Here is a 20,262-nt window from a genome sequence, read left to right as displayed (position 1 = left end):
AACCGGATCACCCTGCCCCTCCCTCCACGCTTGAACTTCATGGCCTGCACTACAATCCAATGAATCTCAATGCTTTCGAGGCTGATCGCATGCTCCATCGGACTGTCCTGCCGGCCCTGGCCCTGGTTTTTCTGCACTCGGCCGCTTTCGCCTTCGACCTGGCGGCCTACCGCGCGCTCGATCCGGCGGAATTGCGCGCAGCGGAAGCTCGAATCCACGAACTCCTGGAACCCGGCACGGCCCGCCAGCTGCGGGAACCGCGCAACGCCGCCGAACGCTACCTGGTGGCGCGCCAGCAGCGCCTGGCCGCGCAGCTGGCCGAACGGCCCGAGCCCATCGCCCTGTCCAATGGCGAGCAGGTGCAGGCCCTGTTCTGGCCGCTCGCCCGCGCATCGCGGCTGCGCGTCGATGCATCGGGCCAGGCCCGGATCGAGTGCGTTCCGGCCAGCGCCGAGCTGGGCCGCGAACTGCCCGATTTCCGCCACGGCAATCCGCCGAGGAGGCCCGTGCGATGAGGCGCCTCGCCCTGATCAGCCTGCTGTTGCTGCCAGCGGCACTGGCCGCCGAGATGCTGCGCATCGACTACAGCGACCCGCAGGGCTTCGGTTTCAACGACCCGACCCCGGTCCCCGCCGTCCCCGGCAACCCGGGCACGACCCTGGGTGAGCAGCGCCGCGCCGCCTTCGAGGCGGCCGTCGACATCTGGGCCAGCCGACTCGACAGCGAGTCCCTGATCCGCGTCGAGGCGCTCTTCGAGGACCTGGGCTGCGGTGAGAACACCACCCTGGGACGCGGCGGCACCACCGGCCTGGCTCGCGATTTCTTCAACGCCCCGAAAGCCGGCGTCAACTACCCGCTATCCCTGGCCGCCGCCCTGCGGGGCCAGATCTACTCCCAGTTCGATGCCGAGCTGCGCGTGCGCTTCAATTTCCGCGTGGACGCGGAACCCTGCCTCGACAATATCAGCGGCTACTGGTACGGCCTGGATCCGCTCACCCCGCCGATCCAGGGCACCTATTCCTTTCTCGAACTGGCGGTCCACGAACTGGGCCACGGCCTCGGTTTCCAGAGCCTGACCGAGCGCGACAACCGCCAGTTCTTCGGCGACCCGCCCGTCCCGGACGTCATGTCGGATTTCATCTTCGACCTGGCTCGCGATGCCAGCTGGGCCGAAATGACGGCGGCCCAGCGCGCCCAGTCGGACACCTCGGAGAGCAATCTGGTCTGGATCGGCCCCCGAGCCAACCTTCGCGCGGCCGAGCGCCTGCTGCCACCCGGGCAGATCACGCTGGCACCCGATCAACCGGGCAGCCAGCGCTTCGAGGCCTGGATCCAGGGCTACGGCCCCTACCTGGCGCTCGACGGCCTGCGTGCCCGGCTGGTGCTGGCCCAGGGGCCCGGCGACAGCCTGCCCGCCAGCGACCCCTGGCATCGCAGCCTCGCCTGCCAGCCGCTCGACAACACGGACGAAGTCGCCGGCGCCCTGGTGCTGGTTCGCCGCGGCGACTGCACCTTCGCCAGCAAATGGCAGAACGTCTTCGATGCCGGTGGCGCCGGCCTGCTCCTCGTCGACAACCAGCCCGACGGCAGCGCCCAGGCCATCGCCCGGGACTTCGGCATCGCGCTCGATCGCAACCTGCCCATCCCCATCTGGATGGTCAGCGATTCGACGGGCCTCGCCCTGCGCAACGCCCCGGTTGCTTCAACGGTGCTGCTCGGCTATGACTCCACCGCGCCCGCGCGCGGCACCCGCGAGGGCTTCGTCAATCTGGAGGCCTCACCGGACAACCCGGACAGCAACGTCTCGCACTTCGCGCGCAGCCTGGCGCCGCGCTCGGTGATGAATCCCTTTCTGTCCAACAGCGCCTTCGACGGTGATCCCGATCTGGCCCCGGATCTGCTGCACGACCTGGGCTGGCCCGATGGCACCGCCAAGCGCGGCCAGTACAGCGGCAACTGGTTCAACCCGGAACGCGCTGGCGAGGGCTGCCAGCTGACCCTGGAAGACGGTCAGGACGTGCCGGTACTGACCTGCTACCTGTACCGGGACGGCGAGCAGTTCTGGCTGATCGGCAATGGCGTGGATCGTGGTGATCGCCTGGAATTCAACGAGATGATCATCACCGAAGGCGCCGACTACGGTCCGGCCTTCGACCCCCAAGCGGTCGTCCTGAGCGACTGGGGCGAGATCGTCATGCGGCCCATCGACTGCAATCGGGCGCGCTTCGACTTCCAGCCCTTCGATCCGGCCCTGCCGGCCTACAGCAGCCAGATGGTCAAGATCGTGGGCGGTGACTGCAATCTGCGCGCCGCACAGCAGCCCGATCGGCGCCGCAGCGGCAACTACTTCGACCCGCAGCGCGGCGGCGAAGGCGTGCAGCTGGCCGTCGAAGCCGATGGCCGGGCCTGGGTGCTGACCTTCTACACCTATCTGGACGGCAAGCAGGTCTGGATGATCGGCTCGGGCAACCGCCTCGGCAACACCATCGAGTTCAACGATGTGGTGACCACCCGCGGCGGCGACTACGGGCCCGACTTCGATCCGGACCGCGTCGAGCTACTGCCCTTCGGGCGCTTCATCCTGGAATTCGAGAGCTGCAACGATCTCCGCCTGGAGCTCCTGTCCGAGGACCCGCGCTTCCCCTCGGGAACCCGGGAAATGACGAGAATCGTCCCGCAGGAGTGCTGAGCCGGCGCTCGACGCCCCCTGTGCGCATGAATCTTTCGTGTCGCGCACTGGCTCACGACCGCTCGGCGATCGCCGGTTCGGACGGCCCTCGAAATCTCGACGGCGTCGCAGACAGGCTTCCCAGCATCTTGTTTGTACGCGAATTCCGTCCGATCGAGCATGGATTGCCCGCCAACGTCCCCGAACTCGTCGACTTCCTTGCCCGCGAAACCATCCCGTGGCTTTCTGTGCAGAACGCCTCATACCTAGAGTAACGACTCTAGAACGAGCCATTAGGGTCGGAAGCTCGTAAGGGAAGTCCATGCGCATTCCACGGGAGGAAACACAGCATGAACCACACGACCCGATCCGCCCTCGTCCTGGCCTCCAGCCTGTTCACGGCCCTGCTCGGCGCCTCGTCGGCGCTCGCCCAGAGCCCGGAAGCCAGCCAGTGCAACTGCAGCTGCCAGCGTTATCAGGTGCTGGTGGCCAATGAGTTGCCGAACAGCCCGGCGCAGGAGCAGGAAATGCTGCAATGCGCCGCCAGCTGCGCCATCGCCTGGGTCCGCTGCGAAGAGCAGTCCGGCCTGGCCGAGACCCGCACCGACAACAGCAGCGATGCTCGCGACGAGGATGGCGTCCGCCACGGCAACGCCATTCAGGCCAGCCTCCAGTCGGACATCTGATCGCTCAGGCGGCGGCCTCCGGACTCGTCTGGACGCCGCCGCCCGCCTCCTGGCGCGCCTGCAGGATCGACACCGCCACCAGATCACCGGTGACATTGATCATTGTGCGGGACATGTCGAGGATGCGATCCACGCCGATGACCAGCGCCACGCCGGCCGCCGGGATGCCGATGCTGCCCAGCAGCATCGACAGGATCACGATGCCGATGCCCGGCGTACCGGGTGAGCCAACCGAGGCACCGACCGCCAGCACGGCGACGAGCAACAGCTGACCCAAGCCGACATCGACCTGGAAAACCTGGGCCAGGAACAGGGTCGCGACCACCTGGTACAGGGCCGTGCCCGCCATGTTGATGGTCGTGCCCAGGGGGATCACGAAATGAGCCAGCGATGAATCGACGTCGAGCCGGTCTTCGGCGGTCTTGATCGTCATCGGCATCACCGCCGCCGACGACGAGGTCGAGAAGGCCAGCAGTTGCACGTCGCGCACCGCGCCCATGAAGCGCCGCACCGAGCGCTTGGTCAACAGACGGTAGATCAGCAGATAGACCATCAGCATCACGGCCAGGCCGCCGAGCACGGTCAGCACGTAGACGCTCATGCCCAACAGGGCGTCGAGCCCCAATCGCGTGGTGATCTGGGCCAGCAGCCCGAACACGGCCAGGGGCACCAGGAACATGGCCCAGCGAACCACCACCATCGTCACTTCCTGCACGCTGGAGAGCAGATCGATCAGAGGCTGGGCTCGCGTGCGCGCCATGCTGACCAGGGCCACGCCGACCAGCAGCGCCATCAGCACGACCTGCATCATGTTCTGATCGAGGCCGGCCTGCAGGGGATTGGTCGGGATCAGTTCGACCAGGTGCAGGGGCAGATCACCGAGATTCGGCGCGCTGGTCGGCGCGGCGACGTCGACCGACAGCTCCGCAGTCAAGGCGGCGGCATCGACCCACTGCCCCGGTTGAATCCACAAGGCCACGGCGATGCCGATGGCGGCCGCGACAAGCGTCGTGGCGAGGAAGAAGACGACCACGCTGAGGCCCGTTCGGCGCAGGGAGTCCAGGTTCTCGCCCGCCGTCATCCCGAGCACGATCGAGGCGAAGACCAGGGGAATGACGATCATCTGCACCAGGGCCAGGAAAAGCTGACCCGGCAAGGCCAGCCAGTTGGTCACCAGCGCTGAGGTGGAGGCCTGGAACCAGCCGGTCTCGGGACCCAGCATCACGCCGACGACAATGCCCAGCGCCATGGCGATCAAGACCTGAGCCCAGAGGCGGGCGCGAACGAAGCCTTTCAGCTGGACATTGAGCTGGCGAAGCGTGTGGTAACGCGAGGGACGAAGCGGCCGATCCGTCATTGCGATTCAATTCGGTGGGAGACGGGCCCAAAGGGTAACGCGCTCGGCATGCCAAAGAAAACGGCGCGAACCCGAGGGCCGCGCCGTCTTCAGTCCCTCGCCCGATCCGCCGTCGGCTGCGTCGGACAGCGTTCGGTCTAGGATCTGGAGCCCAGCACCTTGCTCGCCAGTGCCCAGGTCATGGCGCCGAGCACCAGCAGCCCGGTCACATCGAGCATCGGCACGGCGAAGCTGGGCTGCACCGGCCCCGGTGGTGCGCCGGCCACGACCGAGACGTTGTCGATCTCGAAGAAGGCCGGCCCGGTAAAGGCCTCCGGAACGGTCCAGACGAAATTCAGGCGGACGCTCTGGCCCGCATAGGCACTCAGATCGATCGACTCGATGGTCACGCCGGTGTCCAGCACGAGCTCACCGGGCGAGGCGGTCAGCACGGGGAAGGTTTCGATCGGGGCACCGCCGCCCGAGGGCTCGATCACGACATCGAACTGCCGATCCAGGGTGCCACCGCCGTAGTTGTACAGATCCCAGGCTGCGCGATGCGCGAATTCCAGGGTCAGCGAAGACCCGGCCGGCAGGCTGATGTCCTGACCCAGCTCGATCGTGCCCGGGCCGGCACCATCGAATCCATTGAGGGAGGAGAAGACCCCATCGACCGGCGAGCTGGTGAAGAAGGTGTAGCCGACATAGGTCGGACCGGCCACCTGCTGCTCGAAGAAGAAATCTGGGTAGGGAAAATCCTGGGTCACCCAACCGGTGTAATCACCGGTCTCGAAACTGCAGTTGACGACCGGATTCTGCGGCGTGTCGCAGCTCAGGACCAGGCCGTCCAGAGCGTCCGAAAAATCACGGGGTTGGGGAATGGCCGGGCCGTAGAGCCCGCTGATGGTGCTGTCGGTCATGGGTCGATCCTCCCTTGTTCATTGGCGCTGAGCGCGGTTTCGCCTGGAATCCGGCGATTCCTGCAAGTATGCGCGCAAATGCCGAAAGCAACAAGCCTGCAAAGGCTGCCCGGCTCGGCCCTCGGGGCCCGCCTCGATTCTGCTAGACTGGCCAAAGCCCAAGGGTCCTAAATTCCATGCCGTCGGCCTCTTCCATCCATCCGCGCAGCGCCAGGAACCTCGATCAGGTCTATGTGGGCCTGACGAAGGACCAGCGGATCTTCGCGTCCAGCCTGGATGAATCCCTGAAGCTGATCGTCACCAGCTGCTCGGAGAGCCTGGACGTCGCACGAGTCAGCGTCTGGACCTTCGATCAGGCCAGCGGGCGCCTGAGCTGCGCGGTGCTCTACGATCGACGCAGCGGCGCCTTCGAGCGCGGGGCCGTGCTCCGAGAGCAGGACATCCCACGTTACTTCAAGGCCCTGGTCGGCGAGCGGCTGATCGATGCCGAAGATGCCTGCGCGGACCCGCGCACCAGCGAACTGGCGGAAGACTACCTTCGCCAGCTGGACATTCGCTCCATGCTCGACGCGACCCTGCGCTTCGAAGGCCAGCTGCGCGGCGTGCTGTGCGTCGAGTCGGTGGGCGAGTCGCGCGAATGGAGCCGCAGCGAGAAGGTCTTCGTCAGCTCCCTGGCCGAACTGATCGACCAGATGATGATCCTCGAGCAGCTGCGCGAGCGGGAAAGCCACTATCGGTCATTGTTCGATCATTCAGCCGACAGCATCTTCATCGTCTCGAACGGCGTGTTCATCGACTGCAACCCGGCCGCCGAAACCATGTACGAGTGCACGCGAGAACAGCTGCTGGGCGCTGGCCCCGCCGCCATCTCCCCCGAGCAGCAGCCCGACGGCACGCCGTCCCGGGATCTCGCCCGGCGCTACGTGCAAAGCGCGCTGACGGGCAAGGTGCAACGTTTCGAATGGCGCCACCGCACCTTTTCCGGCAAGGAGTTCGACAGCGAGGTGACCCTGAGCCGGACGCCCAGGGGAACCGACTGGTGCGTGATGGGCATCGTTCGCGACATCTCGGCGCGCAAGCAGGCCGAAATCGAACTCGAGGAATCGAAGGCCGCCCTCGAGTACCGGGCCCTGCACGATTCCCTGACCGGCCTGCCCAATCGCGACAGCTACCACCGTGATGCCTCGGCTCGCATCGAATTCGACTCTCCGGTCGCGATTCACCAGGCCGTCTACCTGCTGGACCTGAACCGGTTCAAGGAAGTCAACGACACCCTGGGCCATGATTTCGGCGACGAAATGCTCATCATCGTCGGCCATCGGCTGCGACGCTTCGCCGATCGTCATGCCTGCAAAGTCTATCGTCTGGGCGGCGATGAGTTCGTCATCCTCGCGAACATCGGCAGCGAAGACGAAGCCATCGAACTGACCGAGCGATTGCTCGAGGAATTCGACCGGCCGTTCTCGGGGCGCGACATCGACCTGCACGTGGACACGAGCATCGGCATCTCGCTTTCGCCTCTGCACGGCACCGATGGCCATGCCCTGCTGCGCTGCGCCGATGTCGCCCTGTACCGGGCCAAGCGTAAGGCCGCCGGCTACGCCCTCTTCGACCCCGAGCTCGATCAGAAGGACAAGCGGCACCTGACCCTGATGTCGGACCTGGTCGAGGCCATCGAGCGCAACGGCCTGAGCCTGCACTACCATCCGCGGGTCGATCTATCCGATGACCGATGCACGCACTGCGAGGCCCTGTTGCGCTGGCAGCATCCCGAACACGGCATGATTCCACCCGATGAGTTCATCGTCAGCGCCGAGCTCAACAACCTGATCCACCAGTTGACCCGCTGGGTGCTGCGAACCGCGCTCGCCCAGCTGAAAGTCTGGCTGGACCAGGGCATCGACATGAACATCAGCGTCAACGTCTCGGCGCGCAACCTCGTCGACCATCGCTTTGCCGACGATCTCAACGCGATGCTGCTCGATCACGATGTTCCAGCATCCCGGCTGGAGATCGAGATCACCGAGAGCGCCCTGATCGTCGACCCGGTTCGCGCGCTGGAGTCCCTCGAGGCCATGCGGGCCTACGGCGTCTCGATCGCCGTCGACGATTTCGGTACCGGCTATTCCTCGATGAGTTACCTCAAGCGCCTTCCGGTGCACGTGCTCAAGATCGACAAGAGCTTCGTCCAGGATCTGTTGCGGGACGAATCGGACGCGACCCTGGTCCGTTCGGTCATCGATCTGTCCCACAGCTTCGGCCTCCAGGCCGTAGCCGAAGGCGTCGAGGACGCGGCCACGCTCGAGGCCCTGAAAGCGATGAACTGCGACCAGGCCCAGGGCTTCCACTATTGCCGGCCATTGCCGGCGGCCGATTTCGAGGTCTGGCTGAGGCTGCGGGGCTAGGTAGCAGAGGGTCTGTTTCGACCCTACTCCAGGCTGATATCGGCAAAGGGGATCGATTGCTCCAGCACCGCATCGCCTTCCATGTCGTGCACGGTGAGGCTGACCTGGCGCGCTGACCAGTCGATGGTGATTTCGCCGAAATTCTCCCGCGCGTAGGCCGGACCCAGCTGGTTGCTGCTCATTTCATCGTTCTCGTCGCGCACGACCCGGTTCAGGGACGAGGCCGTGAGTTCGTAGAGCGGGTAGTCCGTGATCCCACCCTGTCGATAGAGAGCCGACAGGTGTCGATCGCCGGACACCAGGATCACTCCATTTGCACCGCTGGTCTCGATGATCTCGTAGAGCCGCGCCTGGGATCTCGGCAGCTGCTTCCAGGCTTCCCAGCCGTGGACGTCGGCCAGCACCTGCACGCTCGATACCAGCAGGCGCAGATCGGCGGGCTTGCGAAGTTCGGCTTCCAGCCAGGCCCATTGCTCGGGACCCAGCATGTCCTGATCCGGCGCATCGGAAGGCACGTAGCGCTCCATGCCGGCCGCGCCGCGGTTCGGTGAGCGGGTCAGGTCGGTTCTGAAGAAGCGCGTGTCCAGCATGATGATCTGGACCCGCTGTCCCTCGGGGCCGAAGGTCTCCGAGTAGTAGACGCCATCGCGGTCGGCGACCGGATGGTCCTCCATCCCCCAGTAGGTCTCGAAGATCGCCTCGCTGCCGTACTTGCCGTAGTAGGTCCGGCCGCCGTCGTTCATGCCGTAGTCATGGTCATCCCAGGTGGCCATGATCGGCACCGCGGCCGCCACTCGCTGGAAGTCGCGCTGTTCGGACAGCTCGGCATAGGCTCTCATCAACTCCTCCATGTCGGGCGACAGGGACCAGACGTCGCCGTAGACGTTGTCGCCGATATAAAGGAACAGATCGGGGTCGCGAGCCCGCAGCACGTCGAGAATCGGCGCCGGCTCGTCCTGCCCCCGACAGGACGCCACGGCGATGCGCGTCAGAGCCCGCTCCTTCGGCCACGGCAAGGCGGCGGGCACCCGCGGCCAGTCGGAGCGATCCGCCCAGGCGAAGTAGGCCTTCAGGGCCTCAGCGGCGGAGTTCGCGTGATCAGGCGCGTTGCCTCGATCGCGCGGCGCACTGGCGCAGGCCGCCAGAAGCATGCAGACGACAAGAACGGGAATGGACCTTGACCATGACCTCGGTCGAAACATGAACGCTCTCCCCTCGAGCTGGATACGGAAGCGGGATTCGGGAAACGGCGATGCCGAGACCCGATCCTAGCCCGTTCTCCATGACAGGAGCAATCTCGGCGGCGCGAGCGCCTCCTGCAGCGCCTCCTGCAGCGCCGATCACCAAGCGCCCGAGAACCAGATCTTCGAGGACCGCTTCGAGTCCGGTTGACGCCCTCGAAGGACCCTAGCGGCAGCGCCCGTAGCGATCCGGAGAGGCACCGGGGCCACCGCGCAGACCGGGCGGGTTCTCCCAGTTCGTGCCGCGCCCGCCGCGTCGACCGGGTGGATTGTCGTCGCGGTCGACCCAGCAGCGCCGTGACTGGTTCCACCACCCGTAATCCGAATGAAAGAAGCCGTGCTCGGGGTGGAAGTAGTAGCGGCCCGATCGTCGAACGAACACGACCGGCGCGCCGCGAACGACGATGGTGATCCGATCCGGACTGGCGCCGGGGCCGCCTCGCGGTCCGGGCGGATTGTTGTGGCGATCGGTCGCACAGGCCGAAAGGGCCAGCAGGAACAGGCCGGCCACCAGAGTGATTCGAGTAGGGTTCATCGCAGCTCCTCCACATCGTGTCGTTCAAGACGGATGCGCCCGAAAGCTCGAGCGTGGATCCACTCTAGCGCCCCACACTGTCAAGATGTGTGTCACCGGCCAACGAATTGAAAAGCTGCCTTTTCTCGACATGGCTGCGGCGCAAGTGGATGCTCAGGGCAGGAGTGCCCAGCCCTCGGACTGACGCCGCACCAGCACCGTCATCGCCGAGTGCGCGAGCTTCACGCCCGGCGCGAGTTCCTCGGCGCTGACGCCGCGCGCCGACGCGCTCTGTCCGCAGAGGTAGATCGTCACGCCGGCTTCCATCAAGGCCTCGAGGAGATCGGCGTTCGGATGCTCGACGCCGAAGCGCTCGCGATAGGCCTCGCGGGACAGGACGTCGAACAGGGTGCCGCCGTGGGTGACGACCTCGATCTGCAGGTCTTCGGGATCGATGCCGGCGCGGGCATGCAGGTTGACGAAACGGGCGACCGATTCGAGGCGGCGATTCAGCACGTGCGTGTCGGCCGAGCCGCTGGCCACGTCGAACAGGATGCGATAGGTCTCACCCGGCACGAGGTTGAAGGCGTCGTCGGGCTGCGGCGCGACCGGGCCGTGATCGGCAATCGCCGGGCCGGTGGTGAAGCTCTCCGGCAGGGACTGCGAGAGGGCGGCGACGGGCAGCGTCAGCAGCAGCAGGAATGCTGCCCGACTCATGCCTCGGCTCCGGTGACTTCGTCCAGGAACTCGGTCGCCCGGCGCAGATGCGGAATCACGATGGTTCCGCCGACCACCAGGCCGATGCTCATCGTCTCCATGATCTCCTCGCGGCTGGCGCCGGCCTCGACGCTCTGGGCAATGTGATAGCTGACGCAGTCGTCGCAGCGCAGCACCAGCGAGGCCACCAGGCCCATCAGCTCCTTGCTCTTGTGATCGAGGGCACCCTCGCCGCTGTAGGTCAGGGAATCAAGGGAGAACATGCGCTTGATCACGCGGTTGTCCTCGGCCAGAAGGCGCTCGTTCATCTTGCGGCGGTATTCGGTGAACTGCTGGACGCGGTTGCTCATGGGGAACTCCGGTAGTGCGGCAATGGAATCTGGGGGGCACAGCTTAGCTCAGGACGATGCGCAAGTCTGATGTCGGGAGCGGCCCGTCGGGGACTTGTCCAGACCACGGACCCGGGACTAGAGTGACCGAAGCCAGCACGTCGATCCCAACCAGCGAGCGTCAACCATGCGACTACTCCTGCTCAGACACGCGAAATCTGCCTGGGACACGCCGGGGCTTCGCGACCACGATCGCCCCCTGGCCCCGCGCGGCGAACGGGCCGCCCCCGCGATGGGCGCCTACTTCGCCGGCACGGACCTCCGCGTCGATCGCATCGTCAGCTCCACCGCCGCCCGCGCCTGGACCACGGCCCGCCTGTTCCAGGCCGCCTTCGATCCTCGGATCGAACTGGCCAGCCGTCGCGACCTCTACCACGCCGACGCGATGGACATCCTGGCCATCGCTCTGGAGGAAGCGGCTGGTGACGACGACGCTCGCATCCTGCTGGTCGGACACAACCCCGGAATGCACGATCTTGCCCGCGCCCTCTGTGGCGAGGGCGAGCCGGCAGCGGTCGATCGACTGCAGACGAAGCTCCCCACGGGCGCGCTGGCCGAATTCGAACTGAGCCTTTCGTCGATGACCGATCGCCAGTCCGACAGCGGACGACTGCTGCGCTTCGTCCGCCCCAAGGACCTGCCCTCGGCGAAGTCGCAGGGGCTTTAGCGGGCATCGGTCACCGGCGCCAGAAGGACGCCCGTCTGGATGGGCCTTCGTCACCCCCTCCGGCCGTCGGACCAGCGCCGGGTATACTCCCCGAGGGAGAACCAAGGAGCGCGGCCCGTATGGACGTCCATCACAACGCAGCAGACTCCGGTGCCTCAGGGAAGATCGAAGCTCCCCAGCAGCGCACCGCCGGCGCGAAACTGTTCAGGGCTGTGCACCCCTTCGTGCTCTGCCTCCTCCTTGCCCTAAGCCACACGGCCCTGGCCACCCCCGAATGCAGCGACGGCTTCGACAATGATGCCGACGGCTTCATCGATCTGGACGACTTCGACTGCAGTGGACCGACCGACAATTCCGAGCGTCCGCCCGAGTGCGACGACGGCCTGGACAACGACAACGACGGCTTCTTCGATCTCGATGACTTCGACTGCGTCAATGCCGAGGACGACACGGAGCGGGCCACCCAGTGCAGCGATGGACTGGACAACGACAACGATGGCTTTTTCGACCTGGACGACTTCGACTGCACCGATGCCGAAGACGACCTCGAGGGACCGACCCAATGCGCGGACGGCCTGGACAACGATAACGATGGCTTCTTCGACCTCGATGACTTCGACTGCATCGATGCACTCGACAACACCGAGCGCCACACCCAGTGCAGCGACGGCCTCGACAATGACGGCGACGGCTTCTTCGACCTCGATGACTTCGACTGCTTCGATTCAGAGGATGATTCGGAGTTCTATCCCTTCATCGTCATCTTCGGAGATCGCTTCGAAGGGCCGTCCGACTGAGTCCATGCCGCAGAGGTTGATTCAAGACCGGTGAAACGGCCCGCGACCAACCGCCTCTTGCCAAGGCGAAAAGCCCGACAAGCAACATCACGTGCGAAAAGCGCCAAAGGCGTGAGCGCAGCGTTTGGCACGGCGACGGGCGATCACGCCTGCCCTGGCCTCGCCAAACGCCGCCAGGCCCCGTCAAAAAGCCAGTGTTTGACTACAGCCTCTTGTGTCTGCGATCATGGGTCCGTGGGTTGCTGGCGCCATGCTGGAATGCCGGAGATTCTCCGGACTGACCGTGAAGCCAGGGACCGCGGTCCGACGACCGCTCTGGCTTGAAGCCAAACGAAGTCATCCGGCACGGCACCGAACTCCTGGCAATCCCTTCCCGGATGCAGTCATACAGCTATGAACGAGGGACTCAAGATGACTGGAGAAAGGCCAATGAGCTCCACGCAACAATGCAAATCGATCGCCCGGGTCATCAATGCGTTCAATACGGCGATCCTCACCCTTGCAGTCGCCATCTTCTTGCTCCTCGGTGGGAACAGCTACTCACTGTTCTTTGCGGTGTTCGGCCTGGCGGGCCTCATTTCACAGGCCTGTTTCACTACTGAAAAGCTGACCGATGTGCCGCCAGGGACCGTGCGGGCCATTCTGGATGGGTTTATCGGCCTTCGTTTCGCCATCACTTGCCTGTTTACCCGGACCATTCCGTAAGCTCGCCGGCAAAGCTCGACAATGATCGGATCGCTCGAGCTGTCCACCCGCCCCGGCATCATCTGGCCTTCGACTGGAGAGCCCGAAGCGCCCTTGCCAAGGAACCACGCCCCATTTCGATGGCGCAGACTTGTTCGGCAGGTGAAACTGCGCTAGCCTCGATCCTGGTCTGTATGGGGACTTGTCGAGGATCCTGCGCTCAGCGCAGGGATCCCGAATCGACCGATCTTGCGCTCACCGATCACCTTTTCGCCATCGACGATCCGCACGTCGCATCCTCCGTATCTGGGAGGCCCTGGACTGAGCACTTCCACACCATCCATCCAAAAGGAATGCCTGCAATGAACAAGCTTCGTGGCTTGGCGCCACTCACTCTTGCCATCAGTACCGCGCTGATGAGCGCATCCGTACTGGCGCAGAGCTCCGACGTCGTCATTCAGGCGCCGCCGGGCGGCACCGTTCGGGTTGAGGATTCCGCTGGCAACTCGGTCTTCCTGCAGGTCAACGACGACGGGACGCTGGTGTTGCCGGGCATCGCTGGCGACCCGGAGCAGACCTCGGTGCTGTGCTTCGAGGCCGCTACAGGCATCCTCGGGCCATGCACGGCCGCCGCCGCGATCGGTCCGACGGGCCCGACCGGCCCCGCCGGGCCGCCGGGACCGACGGGCGCCCAGGGCGATCCGGGCCCGGTCGGTGCGGTCGGCGCCACGGGTCCAGCCGGCGCAACCGGACCCCAGGGCAACGCTGGCCCGCCAGGCCCTACCGGCCCGACCGGAGCCATGGGAGCCACGGGACCCGCAGGCGCTCAGGGGCCCATCGGAGCCACTGGGCCCACGGGAGCGATCGGTGCCACCGGACCCGCAGGCGCCGATGGCGCGACGGGCCCTGCGGGACCCACCGGACCCATCGGACCGCAGGGTAACCAGGGACCACCCGGGCCGATCGGCGCCACCGGGCCGGCAGGCGCCCCAGGACCGATCGGTCCCATCGGCCCGACGGGACCGGCAGGCGCCATCGGTGCGACCGGTCCTGCGGGCGCGCCGGGACCGACTGGCCCCGTGGGGCCCATCGGACCGACCGGCCCCTCCGGACAGAACTTCAGCGTGTCGATCCAGGGCACCCCGATCAACGACCCTACGCTGGACTTCGATTACCTGGGTTACAACGGGCGCGGACACTCGTTCCTGACCAGTCAGGGCTACACCTTCGAGATCAGAGCCAACCAGCTCGCCCAGGGCATCCTCCTGTGGTCCGGCGCGGGTTGCACGGGCACGCCCAGCGTCCTGGTCAGCCCAAGCTCGACCTCGTCCATCGGCATCGGCCAGATCTTCGAAGCCGGCGGCGTCATCTACAGCAGCTCGCCCACCGCCTTGCCCTCGACCGTGACGCCCGCCTCCGTCTTCGTGCCGGCCACCGGGGCCTGCAACCCGAACACCAACCCGAACCTGACCGTCCCCATTGCCGTCAACAATGCGGCCACGACCGGCTTCAACCTGCCGGCCGCCCCGCTCCAGGTGCTCCTGAACCCGAACTGATTCGGACCAGACGACTGAACCCACCTGGCGGCCCATCCGGCCGCCAGGTGTCCGGCCCCGCCGGCCACCTTATCCACCCCATCTGCGCTCCAGGAAATCCTGGCCAGCCTCGCTTGGCTCCTCGTTCAGCAAGACGCCCGGAAATGTCGCGTCCGGATCGGGTGCGTATACTCGGTAGACTTCATCGGACCGTCATCGCCATGAGAACTTCGCTACGCGCTGCCTTTTCGCTACTCCTCCTGCTTGTCCCGAGCCTGGCGTTACCCTTCTCCGATCCAGGCCCTGTGTGGCAGGGCATCACGGACACGACATCCCTGGGCCATCGTATCGACGCCCACCTGGCCGACGCCGAACAACTGCTCGCCGACATCCGCGCCCTGGAAGGGCCCCGTTCGGCCGACAACACGCTGCTGCCCTACAAGCGCGCAAGGCATGAACTCGGCAAGGCGAAGCAGATGACCCATCTCGCCCTCAATACCCATCCCGAGGCCTCGTTTCGCGAGTATGCCCGCGGCCGGGACGCCGAGCTGGCCGAGCGCTGGAGTGCGCTGGCCCTGGACCGTGGTCTCTACGACGCGCTTGCCGCGATCGATACGGAGCCTTTGTCCGACCAGCTTCGCTATGTGCTCGAGCATGAGCTGCAACGATTTCGCCGTGACGGGATCGAGCTCGACGAGGAGGGCCGCAACCGGGCCAGGGAACTGAGAGCGCGCATCGCCGAGCTGGGCGCTCGGTTCGAGGAGAACATCCGCAACGATAACCGCTCCGTCACCGTTTCTGCCGATGCCCTCGCTGGACTGCCCCCGGATCTTTCGGCGGCACTCGCTGCCAGCCCCACGGACACGGACGGCAATCTGATCATCGCGGCAACACCGGACATCGCCGGCCCTGCCATCATCTTTGCCGAGCGCGCCGATGTGCGCGAGCAGTTCGCGCGCGCTTTGCTGCAGCGCGGCTACCCGGCAAACGTTCCCGTGATCGATTCGATACGCGCACTTCGCCACGAGCTGGCGACGCTGCTGGGCTTCCGCTCATGGGCAGACTACAGCCTGAGCTCGAAGATGGCGGCTTCGCCCGAGCGCGTTGCCGCCTTCATCGAAGAGGTCGCCGACGCTTCCGAGGCAACCGCGATGCGGGAACTCGACGCGCTGCTGGCCTACCGTCGACGTCATGAGCCGGATGCCGACTCGATTCCCTTCTTCGACCAGCAGCACTGGACCTTCCGGATGCAGCAGGAGGACCATGCCTACGACGCGCTGTCCATGCGACCCTACTTTCCCTACGCTGCCGTCCGCGACGGGATCCTCGAAGCCTACGGAGAAATGTTTCGCCTCGAGTTCCGGCGATCGCCGGGCGCAGCCACCTGGGCCGATGCGACCGAAACCTATGAAGTCTGGGACGATGAACGGCTGGTCGGCCGCTTCACCCTGGACATGCACCCGCGCGAGGGCAAGTTCGGCCACTTCGCTGCTTTTCCCCTGAGAATGGGTGGTGGCGAGGTGCCGGAAGCGGCCCTGGTCTGCAATTTCCCCGGCGGCAGCCCGGGCGATCCAGGCCTGCTCGACATGGGGCAGGTCGCCACCTTCTTCCACGAGTTCGGCCATCTCATTCACATGATGGCGGGAGGCCGAGTCGACGTGGCCGCGGACTTCGAGGCCGACTTCGTCGAGGCACCGTCGCAGCTGCTCGAAGCCTGGGCGCGTGACTACGATGTCCTGTCACGCTTCGCCCGACATCATGAAACCGGCGCGGTGATTCCCCGGGAGCTGGTGGCTGCCTATCGTGAGGCCGACGCCTTCGGTCGCGCCGGCATGGCCCGTCAGAACCTGTGGCTGGCCGCCCTTGCGCTGGACCTGCACCTGACACCACCGGACCAGGTTGCAACCGCCGACGTGGAGGGCCGCGTCGCCCACTACCTGCCCATCCAGGCACCCGAATGGCTGCACCCGGCAAGCTCGGTCCAGCACCTCTACGGCTACTCTTCGAATTACTACACCTACCTGTGGTCCGAGGTCATCGCCCAGGATCTGCTCACGGCCTTCGATGAAAACGACCGGCTGGACCCGGTCATGGGCCGCCGCTACTTCGAAGACATCCTCGCGGCGACAGGGACGGCGCCGAGTGCGGTGCTGATCGAGCGATTCCTCGGCCGCCCGTTCAATGCGGAAGCCTGGCGCCACTGGCTCCGGGGTGAATAGTCTGACGCATGCCATGACCATCGCAGGGACCCGCCGCGTCGCCTGCCCAGGCCCAGCGAACCCGGCCAGAAAATCCAGGCTATCCTGTTTTTCCGGCCGTCCGATTGCTTCGATACAGAGGATGATTCGGAGTTCTATCCCTTCATCGTCATCTTCGGGGATCGCTTCGAAGAGGCCAGCGACTGAACCTTTTCCCCAGGCGATTCGGGGTCATGCCGGGGCCGGATCCATTTCAATCCATTCAAAGCTAGCCAGAAGGATGCCTTCAATGAACCCGCTTGGACCTGTCTTTCTGATTGTTCTGCTCAGCTGCACAGTCTTTCCCACCGCACTGTTCAAGCTTCGATTCGACCGGTCCGATTCCTCGAGGATCGGCTTTGCATCGGCCATCCTGGGCCTGATCTCATTGCCCTTACTCATGATCGGCCTGGTGGGCTTCGTGAGCGAGTCGCTCAGTAATGATTCCGCCGGAGTCTTTGCATCCCTGCTGGTTTTCAGCACCGTGGCATGGATCGCTGCCACACTGGGCTCGCTATGGTCCCTGTCGAAGCTTCGTTCCTGATAGGTTTCGATATACCCCATCCCAGACCATCCACACCTCGAGGCTGAAGCGCCAGGGGTCCGCGGGGCTCGTAGCGGGCGATCGGCGCGCCCCGCATCATCGAGCGCGTCCGGCGGCAAGGGCTCGGCCTGTGCCAGTTGCTCGATCCAGGGCGCCATCCCGCCCCCTGGGTCCATGGGAGGGTAATGAATATGCGAGGTAGCGACATTGTCGTCTCCTGTGGGTGGTAAAGGGGAGACGAGCGCCGAGCGGATTTCTTACGCCAGGAAAGCGTGTTTCGGAAATTCCGAATTCTGTCGGTCCCGATATGGCGGAATGGAGGCAGTGGCTTGCCGCTGACCTGACAACGAGCACCTGGGCCCGCGCCCCTATAGCGGGTTTCGCTTGAAGTAGAGCCTTCGCGCGGGCGGAATCGCCGAGATCAGCGCAATAGGGCACACGAAGGAGAGCCAGGCAGGCGATTGCCCATCGATCAAGCGCGAGGGCCCTGTGACCGGATCATGGCGGCGTGGTCACCAGAACCTCGTAAGGAGGGCAGGCCGGCATGAAGTTGTTCGGCACGACCCGGAACACGTATCGCCCGGCCGGCAGGGTGGTGTTCAGCGACACGCCGCTATCATTGCCCACGGTCTGGCCGAGGCCCGTCCCGTCTTCGTTGTAGTGTTCGAGGATGAGCAGCCCTCCAAAGGGCTCATGGGAGATCGACAGGTCAATCGCGCTTTCCGCGTCCAGGTTCAGGCAATACATCTGCTCTTCATTGCCGTCGCTGCAACCGCCGAAGGCATAGGGTTCATTTGCACCGAGCGGCACCGACGTGGCTTCGGTCAGCCGGATGGCCGCTGCATTGGCGCCATTTCCGTTGGCGATATTGGTGGCCACGCCATAGACGCGGTCCGTGCCGGGGATGATCCAGGCCTGCGAATACCACATGCCATTGCTGCCGTTATGCCAGATGCCCGGGCGGTTGTACCAGCCGCTACTGAACCAACCCATGGCAGCACCGGAAGCGCTATCGTGCAGCTCGTTCCACAATGAGGCCCCGAGCAGGGGAGACTCGCCTTTGGGCCCGGCAAGATTGGCGGACAGATAACGGCCCCAACTCTCCAGGCTGCAGTGGACCGTACCCGCGGGGCCGAGCATGGGGGTGTTGTCCGCGCCCGGGAGTGGCGTCCCGTCCTGACCATGCCCCTGCGCATTGCCCGGGTGCGGCGGCGGGCCGAAGCCGCATTGATTCATCCCGAGCGGGCCGAACAGACGCTGGCTCATCAGCGCCTCCCAGGGCTGGCCCGTATGCGCTTCCATGGCCGCCCCGACCAGCACGATGCCGACATTCGAGTAGGACACGCTGCCGACGGCTGAAGCCGGCTCGGCGGTCAGGACGTCTTCCGCCCACTGGGCGCGGAAGGCCATGACATCGGCGGGATCGGAACCGGGCATCTGGGGCAGATTCGGCACCACGCCGCCCTGATGACGCAGGAGATGGCGAATGGTCACGGACTGCCAGACGGGTAGCGCTGCGATCTCGGGAAAGAAGGACGGCAGGGGATCGTCGAAACTCAATTCCCCATCGCGCACGAAGGTCGCGTAGAGGGTCGCCGTCATGGCCTTCGTGTTGGAGCCGAGGTGCCAGAGTTCGTCGAGATCCACTTCAGCACTGCCGTCGGACAGGCGAAGGCCGTCGGCCCCGTAGGCAATGACGCCGTTCGAATCCACCAGCACGGCCCCGACGGCGGGCAAGCCATGCTCCGAGCGCACTTCAGTCAGGGCACGGGAGATGTCCTCCGCCACCACGGGCTCGAAGCGGTCGAACTGCAGCACGTTGCAGCTCGCATCCGTTGCCGTTGGCGTCAATACGATGAGACTCGCGCACAGCGCGGTCGCCAGTAGACCTTGCTTGTTCATCAATCCCCCTTCTGAAAAAAGCAACCACTGGACGGGCTCCAGCAGACGACGTGCGCACGAGCCGATGCGGGCACTGGCGATCACCATGGCGAACCGCACCCCCCGGCCGGGATCAGCGCCCTCAAGCCTACCAGCAAACATGGCGAGATCAAGATGGGGTCACGCGAGCCCTCAGGAAGCCCGGCTCAGAGACCGGACCAATCGGACACGTCACCCTGGCTCCGTGCAGCGCAGCCTCAGAATACAGCGGACCGGGCCGAGCCTTGATGGATGTCCCGGTTCCGTTCCGGTTCCGCTTTTTCATGAATTCGATTACCCTTTGCACGATCATCAACTGCGCTGTGGGGGCGAAATGAGAAGCTTTGAAAAGGCACGACATCTCTTGGCACTGATCCTACTGATGACCTTAGTGGGCTGCGGAGGGACCATTCCGGTCATCAAGGGTGAAGGTGCTCTTGAGTCCGTATCAAGCATTGGAGCGGGATTCGTCGCCGGCTCGATCGGGAAAGTTCATGCCGGAGAGGAGCGCTCACCGTTTCAAAGCCAGTACATCTGGATCCAGAGTCAGGAGTCAGGCGAGGCATTTCGCATTGCTTTCGTTCAAAATGATGTCTGGAAAACCCCCGTTGACTTCGAAACCGAAACCATCCAAGGCTCCGTCTTTTGGATGCCGCTTCCACCAGGAGACTACGAAATCTTCCGTGTGAATTATGAATTCACCGGTGGCCCCGTGATACAGCGCTTCTACAACGAGGAACCATTTTCCATTCCTTTCACGATCTCCGAAGGTCGGACAAGCTACCTCGGGCAATTCATGGGGAATGTGACATGGGGTCGGAGCCTTCTGGGAACCAAGACAGCGGCCGGTGGGTATTTCGAACTCGAAAACATGCAAGAACGAGACTTCGAGCTTCTGAGTGCCAAATATTCGGACTTCAATGCTGAATCTGCAGACGTCGCGCTCCCCATCATTCCGCCCGAACTGGAAGCATTCTTTCGATAAACAGCGGTTCACCCGAA

Annotated in this window: 18 protein-coding genes; 11 read left to right on the top strand and 7 right to left on the bottom strand. The window is 64.9% G+C overall.

Features of this window, described 5'->3' with window-relative positions; all coding sequences use genetic code 11:
* The first annotated feature begins 89 nt into the window (after nucleotides 1-89).
* From WM2015_RS03635 to WM2015_RS03625, 3 genes are all read left to right on the top strand, one after another.
* Complete coding sequence (locus WM2015_RS03635) at nucleotides 90-515, top strand: hypothetical protein (RefSeq protein ID WP_156200810.1); 426 nt, start codon at nucleotides 90-92, stop codon at nucleotides 513-515.
* The gene (locus tag WM2015_RS03630) at nucleotides 512-2,689 is read left to right on the top strand and encodes a PA domain-containing protein (protein WP_049724767.1); all 2,178 of its coding nucleotides are present in this window, start codon (nucleotides 512-514) and stop codon (nucleotides 2,687-2,689) included. The genes WM2015_RS03635 and WM2015_RS03630 overlap by 4 nt, the downstream gene beginning before the upstream one ends.
* A 329-nt stretch (nucleotides 2,690-3,018) precedes the next feature.
* Nucleotides 3,019-3,354: a hypothetical protein gene (locus WM2015_RS03625; protein ID WP_049724766.1), complete on the top strand. Its 336-nt coding sequence runs from the start codon at nucleotides 3,019-3,021 to the stop codon at nucleotides 3,352-3,354.
* Between the two features lie 4 nt (nucleotides 3,355-3,358).
* Here WM2015_RS03625 and WM2015_RS03620 read toward each other — a convergent pair whose 3' ends face one another.
* Nucleotides 3,359-4,711: a dicarboxylate/amino acid:cation symporter gene (locus WM2015_RS03620; protein WP_049724765.1), complete on the bottom strand. Its 1,353-nt coding sequence runs from the start codon at nucleotides 4,709-4,711 to the stop codon at nucleotides 3,359-3,361.
* A gap of 137 nt (nucleotides 4,712-4,848) precedes the next feature.
* Nucleotides 4,849-5,610: a hypothetical protein gene (locus WM2015_RS03615; RefSeq protein WP_049724764.1), complete on the bottom strand. Its 762-nt coding sequence runs from the start codon at nucleotides 5,608-5,610 to the stop codon at nucleotides 4,849-4,851.
* A 176-nt stretch (nucleotides 5,611-5,786) separates the two neighbouring features.
* On the opposite strand from WM2015_RS03615, the gene WM2015_RS03610 reads away from it, so the two are divergent.
* Entirely contained in the window at nucleotides 5,787-8,015 is a 2,229-nt protein-coding gene (locus WM2015_RS03610; protein ID WP_049724763.1) for a putative bifunctional diguanylate cyclase/phosphodiesterase, read from the top strand.
* Between the two features lie 23 nt (nucleotides 8,016-8,038).
* Here the strand turns inward: WM2015_RS03610 and WM2015_RS03605 are convergent, their stop codons facing one another.
* The 4 genes from WM2015_RS03605 to WM2015_RS03590 form a co-directional block, all read right to left on the bottom strand.
* Entirely contained in the window at nucleotides 8,039-9,166 is a 1,128-nt protein-coding gene (locus tag WM2015_RS03605) for an alkaline phosphatase D family protein (protein ID WP_049724762.1), read from the bottom strand.
* Between the two features lie 256 nt (nucleotides 9,167-9,422).
* Nucleotides 9,423-9,791 carry a hypothetical protein gene (locus WM2015_RS03600; protein ID WP_049724761.1) on the bottom strand — a complete coding sequence of 123 codons (369 nt, stop codon included), beginning with the start codon at nucleotides 9,789-9,791 and terminating at the stop codon, nucleotides 9,423-9,425.
* Nucleotides 9,792-9,944: 153 nt separating this feature from the next.
* Nucleotides 9,945-10,487: a DsrE family protein gene (locus WM2015_RS03595; protein WP_049724760.1), complete on the bottom strand. Its 543-nt coding sequence runs from the start codon at nucleotides 10,485-10,487 to the stop codon at nucleotides 9,945-9,947.
* Nucleotides 10,484-10,837: a carboxymuconolactone decarboxylase family protein gene (locus WM2015_RS03590; RefSeq protein WP_049724759.1), complete on the bottom strand. Its 354-nt coding sequence runs from the start codon at nucleotides 10,835-10,837 to the stop codon at nucleotides 10,484-10,486. Before WM2015_RS03590 ends, WM2015_RS03595 begins: the two co-directional genes overlap by 4 nt.
* A gap of 166 nt (nucleotides 10,838-11,003) precedes the next feature.
* Here WM2015_RS03590 and WM2015_RS03585 point away from each other — a divergent pair, with 166 nt between their 5' ends.
* The 6 genes from WM2015_RS03585 (at nucleotide 11,004) to WM2015_RS03560 (ending at nucleotide 17,340) form a co-directional block, all read left to right on the top strand.
* Nucleotides 11,004-11,543 carry a SixA phosphatase family protein gene (locus tag WM2015_RS03585; protein ID WP_049724758.1) on the top strand — a complete coding sequence of 180 codons (540 nt, stop codon included), beginning with the start codon at nucleotides 11,004-11,006 and terminating at the stop codon, nucleotides 11,541-11,543.
* A 119-nt stretch (nucleotides 11,544-11,662) separates the two neighbouring features.
* Nucleotides 11,663-12,340, top strand: coding sequence for a hypothetical protein (locus WM2015_RS03580; RefSeq protein WP_049724757.1), 678 nt, complete (start codon nucleotides 11,663-11,665; stop codon nucleotides 12,338-12,340).
* A 429-nt stretch (nucleotides 12,341-12,769) separates the two neighbouring features.
* On the top strand, nucleotides 12,770-13,045 hold the full coding sequence (locus tag WM2015_RS03575) for a hypothetical protein (RefSeq protein WP_156200808.1): 276 nt from the start codon (nucleotides 12,770-12,772) through the stop codon (nucleotides 13,043-13,045).
* Between the two features lie 341 nt (nucleotides 13,046-13,386).
* A complete protein-coding gene (locus WM2015_RS16330; protein ID WP_049724755.1) occupies nucleotides 13,387-14,580 on the top strand; it encodes a collagen-like domain-containing protein in 1,194 nt (397 codons plus the stop codon).
* Between the two features lie 200 nt (nucleotides 14,581-14,780).
* Nucleotides 14,781-16,778: a M3 family metallopeptidase gene (locus WM2015_RS03565; protein WP_169751086.1), complete on the top strand. Its 1,998-nt coding sequence runs from the start codon at nucleotides 14,781-14,783 to the stop codon at nucleotides 16,776-16,778.
* A 268-nt stretch (nucleotides 16,779-17,046) separates the two neighbouring features.
* A complete protein-coding gene (locus WM2015_RS03560) occupies nucleotides 17,047-17,340 on the top strand; it encodes a hypothetical protein (protein ID WP_049724753.1) in 294 nt (97 codons plus the stop codon).
* Nucleotides 17,341-17,838: 498 nt separating this feature from the next.
* On the opposite strand, the gene WM2015_RS03555 is transcribed toward WM2015_RS03560, so the two are convergent.
* Complete coding sequence (locus WM2015_RS03555) at nucleotides 17,839-19,242, bottom strand: serine hydrolase domain-containing protein (protein ID WP_169751085.1); 1,404 nt, start codon at nucleotides 19,240-19,242, stop codon at nucleotides 17,839-17,841.
* Nucleotides 19,243-19,624: 382 nt separating this feature from the next.
* Here WM2015_RS03555 and WM2015_RS03550 point away from each other — a divergent pair, with 382 nt between their 5' ends.
* Entirely contained in the window at nucleotides 19,625-20,245 is a 621-nt protein-coding gene (locus WM2015_RS03550) for a hypothetical protein (protein ID WP_156200804.1), read from the top strand.
* Nucleotides 20,246-20,262 lie beyond the last annotated feature (17 nt).

Origin of the sequence: Wenzhouxiangella marina (genome assembly GCF_001187785.1) — a bacterium.
Lineage (GTDB): Bacteria > Pseudomonadota > Gammaproteobacteria > Xanthomonadales > Wenzhouxiangellaceae > Wenzhouxiangella > Wenzhouxiangella marina.
Note: the sequence above shows the minus strand (reverse complement) of the source record. Positions and strands in the feature narration are given on the sequence as shown.